Origin of the sequence: Bacillus sp. JJ783, from assembly GCF_036963225.1 — a bacterium.
GTDB lineage: Bacteria > Bacillota > Bacilli > Bacillales > Bacillaceae_G > Bacillus_A > Bacillus_A cereus_U.
This window is the reverse complement of record NZ_JBALMG010000122.1, coordinates 1-17,827: the sequence shown is the minus strand read 5'-3', so window position 1 is coordinate 17,827 and position 17,827 is coordinate 1. Positions and strand designations below refer to the sequence as shown.

Sequence of the window (17,827 nt, the reverse complement as noted above, 5' to 3'; positions counted from 1 at the left end):
GATTGGTGAGGGCTGATAATCAATGGCGGATGAACAAAACCCCACTGATTATAGTTTCACTTTATTATACACAAAAAAGGAGCCTCTCATAAGAAGCCCCTTTCTATATCTATATTATAGGAATAAATGACATCCAAACAAAATTGTAAATAAGTATAGTAACGGATGTACTTCCATTCCTTTCCCCTTCACGATTTTTAAAATTGGATACACTAAAAATCCGATTGCAATTCCATTCGCAATACTAGATGTTAACGGAATACCAATGAAAATTAAAAATGCCGGTAATGCATCTTCAAATTCATTCCAATTAATATCACGAATGCTTTGTGCCATTAAGCTACCTACTATAATTAAAGAAGGAGCTGTAATAGCTGCTACACTTGATAAAGAGGCAATAACAGGGCTAAAGAATGCCGTTATAATCGTTAAACAAACGACTACAATACCTGTCAATCCAGTTTTACCACCTGCCGCAATTCCAGCTGACGATTCAATTGTCGCTGCTGTCGGGCTTGTCCCAAAGATAGAACCTGTCGTCCCGCCAATTGCATCTGCAATGAACGCCTTACCAAAACGCTTTTCAGTGTTATCTGTATTTAAACCTGCTTGTTTAATTAAACCAAGTAACGCACCTGTTGTATCAAATAAAAGTACAAGTAAGAATGAAAAAATAACCCCATATAATCCATACTGAATTACATCTGAAAATGCATTAATAGGGTTTGAAACAATAATTCCTTCTGGTAAATGTGGCATTGCGACAATGTTATTTTCAAACTTTAATTGCCCTGTAAAGAAAGCAATAATCCCTGTCACAATCATACTAATAAACAATGCACCACTAACACGTAATACCATTAATACCGCCGCTAACACTAAACCAACTATTGTTAAAATAACAGCCGGTGAATGAAAGTCGCCGATTGTAACTAAGTTAGATGGGTGGTCAACGATAATACCCGAAAGTCGCAATCCGATAAAAGCAATAAATAATCCGATTCCACCCGCAATTGCATGTTTTAAACTGTCCGGAATTGCGACAATTAGCTTTTGCCTAAACGAGGTGAAAGATAATAAAAGAAAAATAATACCTGTTACAAATACTGCTGAAAACGCAATGACATATGTAATTCCCTCTGCCTGTTGAACAACAGAGTAAGCAAAATATGCATTCATTCCCATAGCTGGAGCAATAACAATTGGATAGTTAGCTAAAAACGCCATACATAGCGTTCCAACAACTGTCGCAATAATAGTTGCTGTAAATGCTTGATCAAATGGTACACCTGCATCAGATAATATTTTCGGATTGATGACAAGAATATACGCAAATGTAAAAAAAGTTGTGATGCCAGCTAAAATTTCTTGCTTCACAGAAGTGTTATACTTTTGTAATTGAAACATACTTATGTACCCTTCCTACACTTGAATTATTATCACACATTCTTTTCTTATTAGTATGTGAGAAAATGTAATACTTAATCTTAACAATCAATAAAAAGAAGAGTCAATATATTCTCTAATAGTTAGAATTTTAAGTTTAAGTCTGACAAATACAGATGTAGTACAGTGTATTATGATTATTTTTGTAGCATAACAGATAGAAATGTTTTATAATTTGAAATAGTTAAATACTTAGTGGATTCATTCAAATATTGTTCACTCTACAGGGGGTATTCTTCTTATGCAGCAAACAAACAAATCTGAAACTTTAAACCGTGGCTTAAAACAAAGGCATATTACTTTAATGTCTCTCGGTTCAGCTATTGGCGTTGGACTATTTTTAGGATCAGCTTCCGCTATTAAACTAGCTGGCCCATCTATTTTACTAGGCTATATGATCGCCGGACTCGTTATTTTCTTCATTATGCGCGCACTCGGAGAAATGGCAATTGAACAACCGGTTGCTGGCTCTTTTAGTAAATATGCAAATGATTACATCAGCCCACTAGCTGGGTATATTACAGGCTGGAATTACTGGTTTTTATGGGTTGTTACTTGTATGGCGGAAATTACAGCAGCAGGCATTTACATGCAGTACTGGTTCCCTGATATCCCGCGCTGGACTTGGGCATTACTAGCTCTTTTATTAATGAGTGCTTTCAACTTCTTATCTGTGAAAGTATTTGGAGAACTTGAGTTTTGGTTTGCTCTCATCAAAATTGTCACAATTATCTGTATGATAGTGATTGGCTTTGGTATTATTCTATTCGGATTTGGAAATGGCGGCGTTGCAACTGGTATTTCAAATCTTTGGGAACATGGGGGCTGGTTCCCAAATGGCTTCTCTGGATTATTACTTTCCTTACAAATGGTATTATTCGCTTATTTAGGAGTTGAACTTATCGGAGTTACAGCTGGTGAGGCTCAAAATCCGAAAAAGACACTCGCAAAAGCAATTGATAATGTATTTTGGAGAATTTTAATATTCTACGTTGGAGCTCTATTCGTTATGATGGCAATTTACCCTTGGAACGAACTTGGCGAAAAAGGAAGTCCCTTCGTGCTAACATTCCAGCAAATTGGTATCGCAAAGGCAGCGGGCATTATTAACTTTGTTGTTTTAACAGCAGCTCTTTCTTCTTGTAACGGTGGTTTGTTTAGTACAGGCCGTATGCTATTTACATTAGCACAACAAAAGAAAGCACCCGAAAGATTCGGTCGTTTAAATAAAAATGGTATTCCGAGTCAAGGAATTATCGCAACAGCAATCGTTTTACTCGTTGGCGTTATATTAAACTATCTTGTTCCTGCAAAAGTGTTTACATGGCTAACTAGTATTTCAACTTTCGGGGCAATTTGGACTTGGGGTATTATATTAGTCGCGCAAATTAAATTCCGTAAAGGGTTACAAACTAATAAAAAGGATAAGCTAGCATATAAAATGCCTTTACACCCATTGAGTTCATATTTCTCACTCGGCTTCCTTGTACTTGTACTGGGTATAATGGCCTATTCAGAAGATACACGAATCGCATTAATCGTCGGGCCAATTTGGCTTATCGGCTTAGCTATCGTGTATTATATGAAAGGTTTTCATAAGATTGATGAATCGTCTAATTCAAAAATTAGTTAAGTCCACGATCTCTTCCTACTTTACTAGGGAGAGATTTTTTCATTATTCGCGCAAATATTTCTCAATCAAATTAACGTTATCTTTACACTATTTAATATTTTCTATCTTTATTTCCATAGAAAAATCAATTACATTATTAAAGCACATATATTTATTATTAGGGGGATTCTTCTATGAAGAATAAAAAATGGATTCAATTTTCTTTAGCAACAGCAATCACACTTAGTATAGGGAGTTCTTACATTCCGTCTACTTACGCCGAAAGCTCCGTAGACCCAGCTCCTGAAATTGCTGCAAAAGTTATAAATCAAAACAATGGTAAGAAAGTATTATTCGATAATACACACGGTCAAACGGCCGGGACAGCTGATTGGGTTATTGATGGCGGTTTTTCTGATTTCGGAAACGGCATTGCCCAAAACGGATATCATGTAAAAGAACTTCGTAAATCAACATCTATTACATACGACGATTTAAAAAATTACAATGTATTTATCGTTCCCGAAGCAAATATTCCTTATAAAAAATCTGAGCAAGACGCAATGTTACAATACGTGAAAAATGGCGGCAGTATTTTCTTCATTGCCGATCATTATAATGCAGATCGTAATAAAAACCGCTGGGACTCCTCAGAAGTGTTCAATGGATATAGACGCGGGGCATGGGATAATCCAGCAAAGGGAATGTCTAATGAAGAAACAACTTCACAAGCTATGCAAGGAGTAGAAAGCTCTGATTGGCTATCCGATAATTTCGGTATTCGCTTCCGTTACAATGCACTTGGTGATGTTTCAGCTAAAAATATTGTCTCACCTGCGCAATCATTCGGAATTACAACTGGCGTTTCATCTGTAGCAATGCATGCCGGCTCTACTCTTGCGATTACAAATCCAAAACTAGCGAAAGGCCTTGTATATCTTCCAGAAAATCCATCAAAATGGAATAACGCTGTTGATAGCGGCGTTTATAACGGTGGTGGCGTTGCAGAGGGGCCTTATGCTGCTATTTCGAAAGTTGGCCTTGGAAAAGCAGCCTTTATTGGTGATTCTTCTCCTGTTGAAGATGCCTCGCCAAAATATGTTCGTGAAGATTCAGGTCAATCAAAGAAAACTTATGATGGTTATAAAGAGGAAAACGATGCTGTCCTATTAGAAAACATCGTGAATTGGTTAGCGAAGCAAGAAACATTTACAAGCTTAGATCAAGTGAGTGGTTTACAGCTTGATGCACCTACAGCTCTACAAACATTTGAACAACCAAGCTTATCAACAGAACCACAACCAGAACCTTGGAGCGCACCAAGTCAAGGTTACCAGTGGTTCAATACAAATACTTTCAAACCAGGTTCATACGGCTATAACAGTGCAGTGACAACGAGTGATTACGTAATTACGCACCCTAGCATTCTACCAAACAATGAAGTGTTCCAAATGAAGATTCAAGTAAATAACTTATTACCAAATACAACATACAATAATTATTCTTTAGGTATCTTCACAACTGGCGGAACACAGGTAGCAAAAGTTCAAAATACAAATGGCACTTGGCCATCTTCTTTCGGATATAGCAGTGCATTCTCTTTCATCACAAATAGCCAAGGATCTGCTGAAAAAATTGTGAATGTACAACTTGATCCAAATACAACTGGACAAGCAACACTTCGTCTACGTCAAAATACGACAGCGAAATATAGTGAAACTGTAACGATTAATAAAAAATAATGAAAAAGGCAATCCGGATATGGATTGCCTTCTTTTCACTTCTCTTCTTTTGAGAAAAACATTCTTGAAATAACGATACCTATACTACCAACGATTAAGAATAACACCGCCCTGATCATCATCGACACCTCTGGTAGGTCGAGAAGGAATAACTTCCCTACTGTTACTACTAATACGACTAAGCCAGCATATAATATTTCGTTCATCTGTCTATAACGGCCAAACCAAACTGCAAATAACGCATATACCATCCATAATAACGATACAGATACGCTAATTATACTTCCATCTGTAGAAAGAACTTCACCGATTCTAGTAATTGTAATAAATACAATTACCATTAACGAGTAGAGCGCTATAGAGTACACATATTTACCAAAACTCGCTAACACTTCTTTCGCTTGTCTCATGCAATAATAGAACGTTCCTATCAAAATAATATGAGCGACAAATCCTGCCGAAATGAAATGATCAAACGGGCTAAAAATCGTCTGCACCATTCCAATAGCATAAATCGTTGCACTTACATACAATTTAATATTTTGCTTTACTTTAATAGCAGTAACCATACCAAGGAAACCTTGTAACAATAATACGATTGCTGCATTCACCAAACTGTACTCGTATAAAATCGCTAAACTAAATGACCCCATTGCAAAGCCAAATATTAAATTTGTAAATACAGAATGTTTATTTTTCCTATATTCAAGTGCGAACATAACAACATGCACAAATGCACTTATAACTAATCCCCACGTTGTAAATTCAGGAATTTGAGAAATGGCTAAAATAAAGAAAACTGCATTCGCACTAAATATCGCCAATCGTGCTTCTTGTATAAAACTTCTCTCCGAAAACATATGCCAAAATAATAGTAAATGAATTGCACCGTATACAACTGTTAACTGTACTTGCACATTCTCTACTAATATTGACATAACAGCAAAGAAGACAAATAGGACAATTGCTGCCACAACATAAGAAATCATATACAAGTACTTATAACGGTTTCTCAATGCATACCATAATAGACTAATTGTTAATATCGTCTCATAACTAAAGAAAATATACGTATTAGGAGTCGTACTATTTAACAAGAAAGGAACAAAAAATGCTCCCACCGCCACGAAAATAGCGAGGTATTCCGATTTATATCTTTTCGCTAAATAAATCCCTAAAACAACCCATATAATGTTGCAAATAAACGCAATACTTGCAGGAATAAATTCATATAAATAATGTGCCGCAAACGTTGTTAAAACAATTCCCGTAATACTTTCTCCTGCTAATACTAACCCTAACGCTTGCCGCTCTCTTTTAATTTGTATATCTCCTACATAATACAAACCGGCAGATAGTACTATACCAAACACAACCCGTATCGCTGGTGTTAATAATCCGGCATCTACCCCTGCTTTGAATAACCAAATAACGCCAAGTAGCATAATACCGACAAATATGCGTGGTAACCATGTTTGACAAAACTTTATAATATTAAATGGTTCTGGTTTAAATGCAGATATATCTACTTGTTTCACCTCTGGATCTTGCATGGACTCCCTCTTCTTAACAACATCTTCTTGTAACTTTTCATTACTTACTGCTTCAATATATTCTTTCTTTTCCTTATTAACATTTTGTTGAACTTTATCTACTTCTATTTTTCTTTGTTTCGCTTTCAATTCATAAAGTGTCTCTTGCATCGTTTCAATTGCCGTTTCGAGCGCTTCTATTTTCTTATTTAAATCCTCCTTCATACAATCCCCCTCATCATCGATTTTTCACTTGACCTATATATTACCAATTACCTTTATCATACTCTTAGTCTATTCATTTTCAATACTATTTTTCCAAAAAAAGAAAGGTGTTTTCCCAAATAGGAAAACACCTCTTACTTATTTATTCTTATTTATAGCAATACTAACAATTACACCGAGGCAGACACCTACAAATGCCGGAACAATCCAACCTACACCTTCTGAATAAAACGGAAGCATTTTTAGTAGTGGTGTCCATTTATTCATCAGTACACTTTTGTTTAAAACATCAATCGCACTAAATAACGCTACGATTCCAATCGTTACCGAATATACGTATACATACTTTCCAATATACTTATGGAATAACCCTAAAATAATAAGCGTTAGTGCAACTGGATAAATAAATCCAAGAATCGGTACCGATACTTTTAAAATTTGCGTTAATCCTAAATTAGCTAAAACCATACTAATAAAACTTAATATAAATGCCCAAGCTTTATAAGGTACTTTCGGAAATACACTTGCGAAAAATTGACTACACGACGTAACAAGTCCGATGGAAACGCATAGACAAGCGACAGTAAAAATAAGACCTAATAAAACTAACCCACCTTGTCCAAATAATGTCGTCATAACTTGTGCTAACACTTTCGCACCGTTATCAAATGTACCCAATGAACCACTAATTGAGCCAACATATCCAAGAATGACATAAATAATAGATAATAAAAGCCCTGCTCCAATACCAGCAATGCTCATATATTTCGCTAAACCTTTATCATCCTCTACACCTTTTGCACGCAGAGCATTTGCAATAACAATCCCAAATATTAAAGCCGCTAATGCATCCATCGTTAAATAACCATCTAAAAATCCTTGAAACATAGGAGCTTGTCCATAATTTCCTGTAGGCTCTTTCACACTGCCTACTGATGTAAACATACTTTTTATAAATATAATAGCAATCATACATAATAATAAAGGCGTTAACACCTTTCCAAACAAGCCCATTAATTTAGACGGTGATAAACTTAACCAGTAAACAATACTAAAGAAAATAGCCGTGTACAATAATAAAACTACGCTACCCGCTTCTGGGAACAACTGGCCTGGTCCCATTTCAAAAGCTAAACTTCCTGCACGTGGTATACCAAGACCTGGTCCAATAAATAAATACACAATACACGGAAAAATAATTGCAAATGAAGAATGAACCCTGCCAGCTAACGTTTGAAAGCTCCCTGCTTTCGCAATAGCAATAACACCTAATATCGGAAGCCCTGTTGCTGACATAATAAAACCTAGCAATGCAATCCACACATGCTCTCCCGCTTCGTATCCAAGGAAAGGTGGAAATATAAGATTACCTGCTCCAAAGAACATAGAGAATAACATAAGACTAATAAGCAAAATTTCTTTTTTCTGTAACAATTTCATTTCTTTCTCCTTCTTCAATTTCATCTCGCATGAGATCTATTCCACACGTAGGAAAAACGCGATAATCCGCTTCCTTACAAAGAAAACATAGTCCATAGTCTACCACAAAAGAAACACCCATTCTATATCTACTTCCCTTTTCCAATTTCTTCTGAAAAATCAACCTTTATTGACTTTCAATAGTTAATAAAGTAAAATATTAAATATATAAAACTATTAACTTTGTTTTTTGTTTGTGTCAGGAGGAAAAATCACATGGAATCAACGATACAACTAGAAAGAGAACAACAAAGAAAAAAGAAACATCCTCCCGGTTTATACTTACTCTTCTTTACAGAAATGTGGGAAAGATTTAGTTACTATGGATTACGAGGATTATTAACATTATATTTAACAACAGCTTTAGTAAGTGGTGGTCTTGGTTTTAGTCCCGCTTGGGCACTCTCTATTTACGGATTTTATACTGGAGCTTGTTATTTCACACCATTGATCGGTGGATACTTAACAGACCGTTTTCTAGGTAAACGAAAAGCCATCACAATTGGTGGTATAACAATGGCAATCGGTAACCTTACACTATTTGCCTTGCAAAACCAAGTCGGCCTATACCTCGGATTAGCGCTTATTATTATCGGTAATGGATTCTTCAAACCGAATATCTCTACACTTGTTGGAGAATTATACGAAGAGCACGATCCAAAACGTGATAGTGCATTTACAATTTTCTATATGGGTATTAACGTCGGTTCATTTTTAGCTCCACTCGTTTGTGGGTTTTTATCAGAAAATTTATTTAAAACAACAGTGGACGGTGTTGTTCATTACGGATTCCGTTACGGTTTCTTAGCAGCTTCAATCGGAATGATTATTGGACAAATTTTATTTACAACACTATCTAATCGCTTCCTTGGTGATATCGGTAAAAAACCAACTCGCGATTTGCAAACAGCTGCTGGACAACAAACAGTAGGAAATACACCGTTAACAAAAAAAGAAAAACAACGTACCGCAGTTATCGTCATTTTAACATGCTTTGTTGTCTTCTTCTGGGCTGGCTTTGAACAAGCTGGTAGTTCGTTAACATTATATACAAACAAATTTGTAGACCGCTCTGTGTTCGGATGGGAAGTTCCAACATCTTGGTTCCAATCGGTCAATCCGTTATTTATTATTTTACTTGCTCCAGTCATTTCAGCATTATGGGCAAAACTTGCAACTAGAAAAAATGGGGATTTAAAAATCCCAACAAAAATGGGACTTGGTATGATCCTACTCGGTATCGGTTATATCATTCTCGTTATCGCTACATTAAAAACAGGTAGTGATGAACATAATATTACAGAAAAGGCAAACTTACTATTTATCGTCTTTACGTATCTTTTCCATACGTTAGGTGAGCTATTCTTATCACCTGTTGGACTATCAATGGTTAGCGCACTTGCTCCAGTAAAACTTGCTTCTTTATTAATGGGAGTATGGCTAGCAAGCTCAGGAATCGCCAACATTATAGGCGGACAACTTGCAAGCTTCACAACTTCACTTGGATATGCTGAAGTATTTACAGTAATCGGAGCTGCAGCAATCATTTTAGGTTGTGTTTTATTATTAATTTCTAAGAAATTAGTGAAATGGATGGATTAAAAAAGATGAGGAAAAATTCCTCATCTTTTTTTATGCTTTTTTACCTTTTTCTATTGCTTGTTCATACAAATCTTTGTGCTCTTTATATTCACTTGGCACGAAGTTTTTATAGAAAAATGACAGCCAGCTATCTCCTTTTTTATATCCTTCTTCTCGGATTTCTGCTGCCTTTTTATTTGATTTAAATCCTTCCGTAAACCATTTCTTTAATGACTCGTGCTTTTCATACTTAGCAGGAACTTTTAAATCATAATTTTCAAATGCATATGTATATCCAGCTTTTTCCGCCATTTTTTTGGCAGACTTATATCCTTTTTCATACGCGGTTTCATATGCTTTCACATATGTATCCTTTTCAGTATTTCCAGGTTTCTTTTCAGCTAATTCTTTACCAGCCTTTTCACCAAGTTCCGCTTGTTCTTTTTCAATCTTTTCGGTTCTCTCTTTATTACCTACTTGGAAACCTTCTGCAAAGTTCACCTTAAACTCAGGAGTAATTTGACTATCGTCCATTGCTTCTTGTGCTAACCCTTGCTCTTTACCTTTTTCAAAATGCGCTTTTTTCTGTTCTTCTAAAGACCACGCTACAGCATAAGCAGTTGTAAATGCTTGTTTATATGCATCTGACTTTCCAGCTACATGTCCTTCTGCATTGTTTTTTCCTGCTTTAAAATCTGTCTCTCCGCTTTTTTGACCTTCAAGCTGCCCTTTTTCCATGTCAGCTTGACGCTGGGCTTCCTCTTGCTTACGTGCCTCTTCTGCTTTTCTTTGCTCTTCGGCTACACGTTGTCTCTCTTCTTCAGCTTTGCGTTGTTCTTCTGCAGCACGCTGTCTCTCTTCCTCTGCTTTACGCTGTGCTTCTGCAGCACGTTGCTTTTCAGCCTCAGCATTGCGCTGCGCTTCTGCTTGTCTTTCAGCTGCTACAGCACCATTATTATTTTGGCTAGGAGCTGGACTCGTTGCACCACTACTAGAAGCTGGTTTATTGTGATAATGATATTCCCCGTACTGTAATCCCCATTTTTCACAATTTGTACGACACGTATGTCCACCATTAGCATCTGTACGTCCTGGATGTGCATAAGCAGAAATTGGCGCTACCAATAACGCTACACTTGTTGTTAAAAGAAGTTTTTTTATTTGCTGTTTCACTTTTGTTCCTCCCAAAACCTAGATTCATTACTTTATTATATAAAAATAGAAAAATACTTAAATACCAACTAAAATATTCTTTTTTTTCTAAATGTTGGATAAAAAAGAAGGTTCACTCTTTAAAGAGTGAACCTTCTTTTTTCTTTATTTCTTCGCCTTTTTTCCTACTAGATCACCCGTAATAACAAAACGCTTAGAATTATCCTTAACAGATACACATGTAATAAGTGTTATCTCATCTTTCCCATGATCCTCTACAACTTCCCATTTATCAGGAGTCACTTCAGATACACCGGTAACAGTATACTCATACTCATTTGCATTGTCATACAAATAAATTTTATCGTTCTTCTTTAAAGTTGATACATCACTAAATAAAACACCTTTCTTTGACATATTATGCCCTGCAAGCGCATAATTCCCCTGTCCCATTACTTGATTTTCTCTTACAGTTGCCGCACCTGATAATAAATTCTTTTCAGTCGACGCTTTTAAAACAGGAAGTTCTAATGAGATGCTCGGAATTGAAATACGACCGATTACTTGTTTTTTATCTAACGATGCACTCGCTACTTCTGCCAAGTCTGGTTGATTAATTTTTGAAGCATCTACAAATTCCGTGTCGTGCTTTTCATATTCCATCTTTTGAACAGCTTGTACATTCGCTGTCTGTTTCGTCTCTGCCTTATATCCATCATAAAATGGCTTTCCGATTAATACACCACCTACAACAAATAGAAGGATTGCTACTATACTATAAATTCTTTGCTTATTCATATACAATTCCTTTCCGTTACAAAATCTTACTCTATATAAAATGATAAGACAATATTGCTATATGTACAAGTGTAAGCTGAAAAAGAACCCTTCTTGCTAATGCAAGAAGGGTTCTTTTTAGACTAATTTATTTCTGTATAGGGATACATGGAAGACTGTCATTTGAATAAAGAAAATACCAAATGCAATATATAGCGGATACCCTGGAATATATAAATTAACAATAGGAGAAAGAGTTAAAAATCCAACTGCACAAGGTAACACATACCATAACGAAACAAAAGTTGTTCGACAAGCTTTCTCCGTAATCGCTTTTTCACGTTCATCTTCTAACGGAAACAATAATGGATACATCCAAAAGGATAAATTCTTGTATTTTTTCTTTTGTATTCTATAAAAAATTGTAACTATAATAGCTCCAATAAATAATAAAACGAATGGTACTCCATTAAACCATACTTCAAATGGGAATTTCTCGTTTTTAATTATATCTGCGAGCTCTGTGACCACATTATAAAGTTCAACAAATGTCCAGCATGCTAGCGCCGTATAAAGTACATTTACGATATAAGAAACCCCAATTCTATTCATCCTCTTCCCCCTCCTTATTTAAAACAAACACATCTTCCATCTTTAACTGGAACACATCACAAATCGTTAACGCTAGTAACAATGAAGGAACATAATCCCCTTTTTCAATTGCAGCGATTGTTTGTCTCGTCACCCCAACCTTTTCTGCTAATACACTTTGCGTAAAATTAAAGCGAGCTCTTAATTCCTTCACTCTGTTTAAAATGGTCAAATTTACCACCTCTCACTATTATTGTATGCTACTCTTAACAAAATGTAAACTCAACTTAACATTATTTTCACAAAAAAATCCAACTTTACGTTTTGTAAAGTTGGATTACGTTTTAGTTTAAAATTGTAACTTTAACATTTTTTCTGCCCCAATTACTAGACGAAGCTTTATCTGGCATTAAAACATCAATTTTGTGACCTTTAATCGCGCCACCAGTATCTGCTGCAATTGCAATTCCATAGCCTTCAACATTTACAGTAGACCCTAATGGAATAACAGATGGATCCACTGCAATTAATTTCATTCCTGGGTTTGCAGTTAAGTTATAAGGCTTACCGCCCGGTCCCCATTTAGAATATACTTGTTGACCTGCTGCATAACCATTTTCAGACGGATCTGCTGTATAAGCTGTTGCGTGTACATACATTTCTTTTCCGCCAGCAGTTACCTTAGGTTGTTCAGGCTCTACTTTCGAATTATTATTAACAACAGGTTCAGCTGGTTTATTAGCTTTTTCTTGCTTTTGTTTTTCAGCAATTTCTGCTTGTGCTTTCGCTAAAGCTTCTTGCTCAGCCTTTGCAGCTGCTTCTGCTTTCGCACGCTCTTCCGCTGCAATTCTTGCTGCTTCTTGTTCACGAGCGATTGTTTCTTGTACTGCCTTCATATTTGATTCGATTTTAGCTTTCTCTTCTGCCGCTAAATTAAGTTGGCTTGCAACCTGATTATATTTAGCTTGAACTGTTTGTAAGTTATCTTGACGTTTTTTCAAGTTATCTTGCAAATCAGCTTGTGCTTTTGCTAATTTTTGTTTGTCTACTACTAAAGATGCTTCTTTTTCATCAATTGTTTTCTTATCTTCTTCAATTTGACGAAGATCTTGTTCTTGTAGACGTAAAATTTCTTTATCTGCTTCTAGAATAGTAGTAACTGCGTTCATACGTTGTATGAAATCAGCAAAGTTTTTTGATTCTACAACAACTTCTACTACTAAACTTGTATTTGAACTGTTTTGAACAGAAACCATACGTTTTCTCATAATATCCTTACGAGCAAGGACTTTATCCTCTAAAACGACAATTTCATTCTTTTTTTGTTCAATCTGCTTATGTGTTTCATCGATTTTACGTTGAATAGCAGCTTGATCCTCTTTATTTTTTGCAATTGTATTATTTAAATTATGTAGTTCGTTTTCGATACCTTGAATTTCTTTACTAACAGCTTGCTTCTCTTGCTCTTTCTTCTGCATATCTGCATCGTTTTGCTGCAATTGCTGTTGCATGTTGTTAAGTTTTTCGTCGTTTGACTCTGCTTTTACAGCGACTGTACTAGAAAGAACAATAATTCCTGCTAATACTAGACTACTGATTCGCTTAAAATAGTTCATAATCCGACTCCCTTCTTATACAGTTATACATGATTTATTTTACAGTTTGTTTACAAAACCATTAAATACAGTTTATTTTTCATGACAAAAAAAGAGAATTATGAATAAAATGTAATAGATTCTTAAATATTTAACAATTCCTATATTTAAAAATTATAAAAGATGCTAAAATCCAAATATAGAGAAAATATAACTTCTAAAGGCGGTTGAAATAAATACATGTTTACTCAAAAGAAGGCACTCCAACATAAAATTGATCAGTTAGAAAATCGTATACAAGAATTAGAAGCAGAATTAAAACAAAAAGATATTGAAAAACAAGAGACTATTTCTTCTATCCACAATCGTATACAAAGCGTTATGCAAGAGCACGAACTTGTCAATAACCAACATCATACACTCCAAAACTTAATTCAACAATTGAACGCATGCTTTGAAAATGTTTCTATGCGTACTACACATTCCAACGAATTAAATAACGAAATGCTGCAAAAAGAGCAAAACTTAATTCAATCTATTGAAGAAATTATCGATTGCTCTAATGAAGGAAAAGAATCCGTTCATCGCTTACTCATTGTAATTAATAAATTAGGTGAACAATCACAACGTACTTCTAATAGTATGAATCATTTAAGCGAACGCTCTAAAGAAATTGAACAAATTGTAGAAGTGATTCAAAACATTGCAGCACAAACAAATTTACTAGCATTGAATGCAAGTATTGAAGCTGCACGTGCTGGCGAACATGGTAAAGGATTCGCTGTTGTTGCTAATGAAGTAAGAAAACTAGCAGAAAGCACAGCTGAAAGTACAAAAAATATCGGCAACTTAACGAAAAAAATTCAAGAAGAAATTGAAAAAGCATACGAAAACACAAAAGATAATTTACATTTGGTCGATGAAGGTGTAGAAATGAGTGCCGATACAAACGCTAGAATCGAAAATATTTTAATCATGATTCAAACGTTACAAAATGGTGCTACAAATGTTATTCAAGCAATTGAAAACCAAAAATCTTGTAATGATGATATATTAAGAGAATTTGCAAACACTCAACAAATGTTCCAAAAATTAAATACTACTATTATGAGCCATATTCATGATGCTGAAAAAGTCGATGTTCAATTGACTAAAGGTCTTCAAGAAACAGTAGCTTCTCATTAATAATAAAAATCCCTTATACCGGTATAAGGGATTTTTATTATATTTCGAATATTTATTTCTTCTCAATATTCATCCTCTCTTTTGCTATAATGGAAAAGTTGTTTCTTTCGACTAATAAACAAGGAGGTTATTATGGAACAATTTTACTACATTTTAAAATATTTAATTCTTGGTCTGTTCCAAGGGCTAACAGAGCCAATTCCGATTTCTTCAAGCGGTCACCTCGTTTTAGCACAGCATTTGCTAGGACTAAAAATAGAAGGGTTTAGCTTCGAACTACTTGTTAATTCAGCTTCATTATTAGCTGTATTACTTATTTATAGAAATGATTTAATTCGTCTAACGAAGAATGGTCTATCTTATATATTTACAAGAGCAGAAGACGCAAAATCAGATTTCTTCTTTATTATTTACCTTGTTATTGCAACCATTCCAGCAGGTGTAATTGGAGTTTTATTTAAAGATTATATCGACCACTATTTAAAAGGTGTGAAAATGGTTGGGATTTCCCTTCTTATTACTGCTATCGGCCTTTGGATTATTCGAAACTTGCGTGGGCGTAAAAATGATGGCGACCTTTCCATGAAAGATGCAATCATTATTGGTCTAGCACAAGCTTGCGCACTAATTCCTGGTATAAGCAGATCAGGTGCTACAATCGTAGCAGCAATGTTACTTGGTATGAAGCAAGAAACAGCTCTTCGCTTCTCCTTCTTACTATACATTCCTGTTAGCTTAGGTGGTTTATTGTTAAGTATTACAGACATTGCAAACGATCCAAATTTAGATGCATTACTTGTACCTTATATTGTTGCTTTCATCGCAACATTTGTCATGACATATATTTCATTAAAATGGTTTATGAACATTATGGCAAAAGGAAATTTAAAATATTTCTCTTTCTACTGTATTATCGTAGGTGTGCTAACTATCATTTTCTTATAAAGTGAAACTTTAATCAGTGGGGGTTTTGTTCATCCCCCACTGATTATTAGCCTTCACCAATCGGGCTTTTACGGGCAGCAGGGCTCCCACCTAACTTCTTTGCCCCAGCCGAATTTGGAGGTGGGAGTTTTACTACCCGGCGAATAGCGGGATAAACTGAAAACTTGTGTTTTCGCATTTCCTTTGGTATATATGAATATTGTTCATAAAAAGGTCGGAAAGGAAGACATCAAGTTGAAGACAGAGAAATTTTTTACCCATCCGATTGGCGTGTTTATTGCTGCAATAGTAGCAACGTTTTTATGGGGAAGCGCATTTCCCTTTATTAAATTAAGCTATGTTGAACTTGGAATTCAGCCACAAGAAGTCGGGGAACAAATATTATTTGCTGGCTATCGCTTTTTCTTATCTGGTGTAATGCTCTTATTATTTTTTAAAGCGTTAGGAAAAGATATGAAGTTCAAAAAAGGAACAGGAAAGCAGTTAGTTCAAATTGGCTTGTTTCAAACTTTTCTTCAATATATATGTTTTTATATTGGATTGAGTTACAGCTCAGGAATTGAAGGAGCGATTATTTCAGGAACATCATCATTCTTTCAAATTTTACTCGCACACTTTTTATATAAAGATGATGCTCTAAATAGGAGAAAAGTAATTGGAGTAGCTATCGGTTTTTGCGGTGTGATTTTAGTGAATGTACCGAGTGATGGAAGTTTATCATTCCATTTTGGAATAGGCAGCTTATTACTTCTTGGAGCAGCGATGATGTATTCGTATGGAAACATATTAGCGAAAGAAGGTAGTAAAACGTTAGATATTGGGTATATGACAGCATATCAGATGATCTTCGGATCAATTGGTTTGATATGTATAGGTGCATTTCAAGTTGGAATGATGCCATTCGCATTTAATCTACATGCAATACTTATGCTCATATATTTATCGTTCTTATCAGCAGCGGGATTCTGTATATGGAATACAATTATGAAGTATAACAAAGTAGGGAAAGTCTCGATGTATATGTTCTTTATACCAGTGTTTGGTGTGCTACTATCAAGTCTGATTTTAGGGGAAGCAATTCATTCCTTTGTACTATTTGGTTTAGCATGTGTCGCAGCGGGAATTATTGTAGTAAATCGTAACCCGGTTAAAAAGAAAGTTGAGCAAGAAAAACAACTAGCATAGAGAACAGAAAAACGATTAAAATGGAAGAACAGTATTGTTCTTCTTTTTTTACATAGAAAAAGGAGAACGTGCTATATGTAACGAAAAAAAGATAGAAAAAGCATTTATTGAGGAGAACATATTATGAATGTACTTTACATTGTGTTAGTCGGGCAAATTATTCTTTTTTTAATGGGAGCAATTTATGCAATAGGACAGACGAAAAGAACGAGAAATAATATGCCGTTACCTTTAGCGGTTCGTCTTATTCTTAGTTTTTCTTTAACAGGAAGTGCAATTTGGATATGGTTACAAGATCCATCGGTTGAGTACAGTACGTGGGTTGCACTCGGTATGACATTGTCAACTGTAGGGGATTTATTTATGGCAGGATTAATTCCAATTGGTCATCGATTAATTGGAGGAATGGTTACTTTCGCTCTTGCACATTGTTTCTATGTGAAAGCATTTTTACAAACAGGTATTTCATGGAATGGTTTTTGGATCGGTTTACTCGTATACGGACTCTTTCTAATTATAGGATGGTTCTTTTTTATCCGAAATGAAAAACAGGATAAATTGTTTACGATTGGGGCTCTAATTTACGGTTTGTGGGTTGGAGGAATGGCATGTTTTGCATTCGCCTTATATTACGAGAATACAGGAATATGGTGGGTGCCAGCACTTGGTGGCTTATTGTTTGTGATTTCTGATTTTATTATCGGTGTGACAGATATCGGGGGGCGCAAACTGAAGTATGAACCACTTTGGATTTGGTTTACATATGTCGCAGCGCAGATG

Annotated in this window: 15 protein-coding genes; 7 read left to right on the top strand and 8 right to left on the bottom strand. The window is 35.3% G+C overall.

All coding sequences use genetic code 11. From position 1 onward, the window contains the following. Positions 1 to 114: 114 nt before the first annotated feature. Positions 115 to 1,407: an NCS2 family permease gene (locus V7038_RS23235; RefSeq protein WP_070127918.1), complete on the bottom strand. Its 1,293-nt coding sequence runs from the start codon at positions 1,405 to 1,407 to the stop codon at positions 115 to 117. A gap of 280 nt (positions 1,408 to 1,687) precedes the next feature. On the opposite strand from V7038_RS23235, the gene V7038_RS23230 reads away from it, so the two are divergent. Together V7038_RS23230 and V7038_RS23225 are read left to right on the top strand one after the other, a co-directional pair. Next, positions 1,688 to 3,079: an amino acid permease gene (locus V7038_RS23230; protein WP_070138758.1), complete on the top strand. Its 1,392-nt coding sequence runs from the start codon at positions 1,688 to 1,690 to the stop codon at positions 3,077 to 3,079. Positions 3,080 to 3,252: 173 nt separating this feature from the next. Continuing rightward, a complete protein-coding gene (locus V7038_RS23225) occupies positions 3,253 to 4,800 on the top strand; it encodes a DNA-binding protein (protein ID WP_070138757.1) in 1,548 nt (515 codons plus the stop codon). Positions 4,801 to 4,835: 35 nt separating this feature from the next. Here V7038_RS23225 and V7038_RS23220 read toward each other — a convergent pair whose 3' ends face one another. Together V7038_RS23220 and brnQ1 are read right to left on the bottom strand one after the other, a co-directional pair. Then, complete coding sequence (locus V7038_RS23220; protein ID WP_335695680.1) at positions 4,836 to 6,557, bottom strand: DUF2339 domain-containing protein; 1,722 nt, start codon at positions 6,555 to 6,557, stop codon at positions 4,836 to 4,838. A gap of 138 nt (positions 6,558 to 6,695) precedes the next feature. After that, positions 6,696 to 7,997 carry a branched-chain amino acid transport system II carrier protein BrnQ1 gene (gene brnQ1 / locus V7038_RS23215; protein WP_335695679.1) on the bottom strand — a complete coding sequence of 434 codons (1,302 nt, stop codon included), beginning with the start codon at positions 7,995 to 7,997 and terminating at the stop codon, positions 6,696 to 6,698. A 255-nt stretch (positions 7,998 to 8,252) separates the two neighbouring features. On the opposite strand from brnQ1, the gene V7038_RS23210 reads away from it, so the two are divergent. Next, a complete protein-coding gene (locus tag V7038_RS23210; protein ID WP_002114172.1) occupies positions 8,253 to 9,638 on the top strand; it encodes a peptide MFS transporter in 1,386 nt (461 codons plus the stop codon). A 30-nt stretch (positions 9,639 to 9,668) separates the two neighbouring features. Here V7038_RS23210 and V7038_RS23205 read toward each other — a convergent pair whose 3' ends face one another. The 5 genes from V7038_RS23205 to V7038_RS23185 all read right to left on the bottom strand — a co-directional run bounded on the left by V7038_RS23205 (position 9,669) and on the right by V7038_RS23185 (position 13,753). Continuing rightward, entirely contained in the window at positions 9,669 to 10,790 is a 1,122-nt protein-coding gene (locus tag V7038_RS23205) for a YHYH domain-containing protein (RefSeq protein ID WP_335695678.1), read from the bottom strand. Positions 10,791 to 10,934: 144 nt separating this feature from the next. Then, positions 10,935 to 11,567: a class A sortase gene (locus V7038_RS23200; protein WP_002114170.1), complete on the bottom strand. Its 633-nt coding sequence runs from the start codon at positions 11,565 to 11,567 to the stop codon at positions 10,935 to 10,937. A gap of 117 nt (positions 11,568 to 11,684) precedes the next feature. Then, positions 11,685 to 12,158, bottom strand: coding sequence for a hypothetical protein (locus V7038_RS23195; RefSeq protein ID WP_002114169.1), 474 nt, complete (start codon positions 12,156 to 12,158; stop codon positions 11,685 to 11,687). Further along, positions 12,151 to 12,369 (bottom strand): helix-turn-helix transcriptional regulator, encoded by a 219-nt coding sequence (locus tag V7038_RS23190; protein WP_000154019.1) that lies wholly within the window; start codon positions 12,367 to 12,369, stop codon positions 12,151 to 12,153. Before V7038_RS23190 ends, V7038_RS23195 begins: the two co-directional genes overlap by 8 nt. 112 nt (positions 12,370 to 12,481) lie before the next feature. Then, positions 12,482 to 13,753, bottom strand: a complete 1,272-nt coding sequence (locus tag V7038_RS23185; protein ID WP_002114168.1) for a 3D domain-containing protein — start codon at positions 13,751 to 13,753, stop codon at positions 12,482 to 12,484. 219 nt (positions 13,754 to 13,972) lie between these two features. On the opposite strand from V7038_RS23185, the gene V7038_RS23180 reads away from it, so the two are divergent. From V7038_RS23180 to V7038_RS23165, 4 genes are all read left to right on the top strand, one after another. Next, positions 13,973 to 14,917: a methyl-accepting chemotaxis protein gene (locus tag V7038_RS23180; protein WP_002114165.1), complete on the top strand. Its 945-nt coding sequence runs from the start codon at positions 13,973 to 13,975 to the stop codon at positions 14,915 to 14,917. 132 nt (positions 14,918 to 15,049) lie between these two features. After that, positions 15,050 to 15,862, top strand: coding sequence for an undecaprenyl-diphosphate phosphatase (locus V7038_RS23175; RefSeq protein ID WP_335695677.1), 813 nt, complete (start codon positions 15,050 to 15,052; stop codon positions 15,860 to 15,862). Positions 15,863 to 16,096: 234 nt separating this feature from the next. Next, positions 16,097 to 17,047 (top strand): DMT family transporter, encoded by a 951-nt coding sequence (locus V7038_RS23170; protein ID WP_002113733.1) that lies wholly within the window; start codon positions 16,097 to 16,099, stop codon positions 17,045 to 17,047. Between the two features lie 123 nt (positions 17,048 to 17,170). Beyond that, on the top strand, positions 17,171 to 17,827 hold a 657-nt coding region (locus tag V7038_RS23165), incomplete at its 3' end, for a lysoplasmalogenase (RefSeq protein WP_335695676.1).

Coding starts and splice junctions, on each gene's coding strand:
- V7038_RS23180 (WP_002114165.1), top strand. CDS start 13,973: ATGTTTACTCAAAAGAAGGCACTCCAACATAAAATTGATCAGTTAGAA.
- V7038_RS23195 (WP_002114169.1), bottom strand. CDS start 12,158: ATGAATAGAATTGGGGTTTCTTATATCGTAAATGTACTTTATACGGCG.
- V7038_RS23225 (WP_070138757.1), top strand. CDS start 3,253: ATGAAGAATAAAAAATGGATTCAATTTTCTTTAGCAACAGCAATCACA.
- V7038_RS23235 (WP_070127918.1), bottom strand. CDS start 1,407: ATGTTTCAATTACAAAAGTATAACACTTCTGTGAAGCAAGAAATTTTA.
- V7038_RS23220 (WP_335695680.1), bottom strand. CDS start 6,557: ATGAAGGAGGATTTAAATAAGAAAATAGAAGCGCTCGAAACGGCAATT.
- V7038_RS23175 (WP_335695677.1), top strand. CDS start 15,050: ATGGAACAATTTTACTACATTTTAAAATATTTAATTCTTGGTCTGTTC.
- brnQ1 (WP_335695679.1), bottom strand. CDS start 7,997: ATGAAATTGTTACAGAAAAAAGAAATTTTGCTTATTAGTCTTATGTTA.
- V7038_RS23210 (WP_002114172.1), top strand. CDS start 8,253: ATGGAATCAACGATACAACTAGAAAGAGAACAACAAAGAAAAAAGAAA.
- V7038_RS23185 (WP_002114168.1), bottom strand. CDS start 13,753: ATGAACTATTTTAAGCGAATCAGTAGTCTAGTATTAGCAGGAATTATT.
- V7038_RS23200 (WP_002114170.1), bottom strand. CDS start 11,567: ATGAATAAGCAAAGAATTTATAGTATAGTAGCAATCCTTCTATTTGTT.
- V7038_RS23230 (WP_070138758.1), top strand. CDS start 1,688: ATGCAGCAAACAAACAAATCTGAAACTTTAAACCGTGGCTTAAAACAA.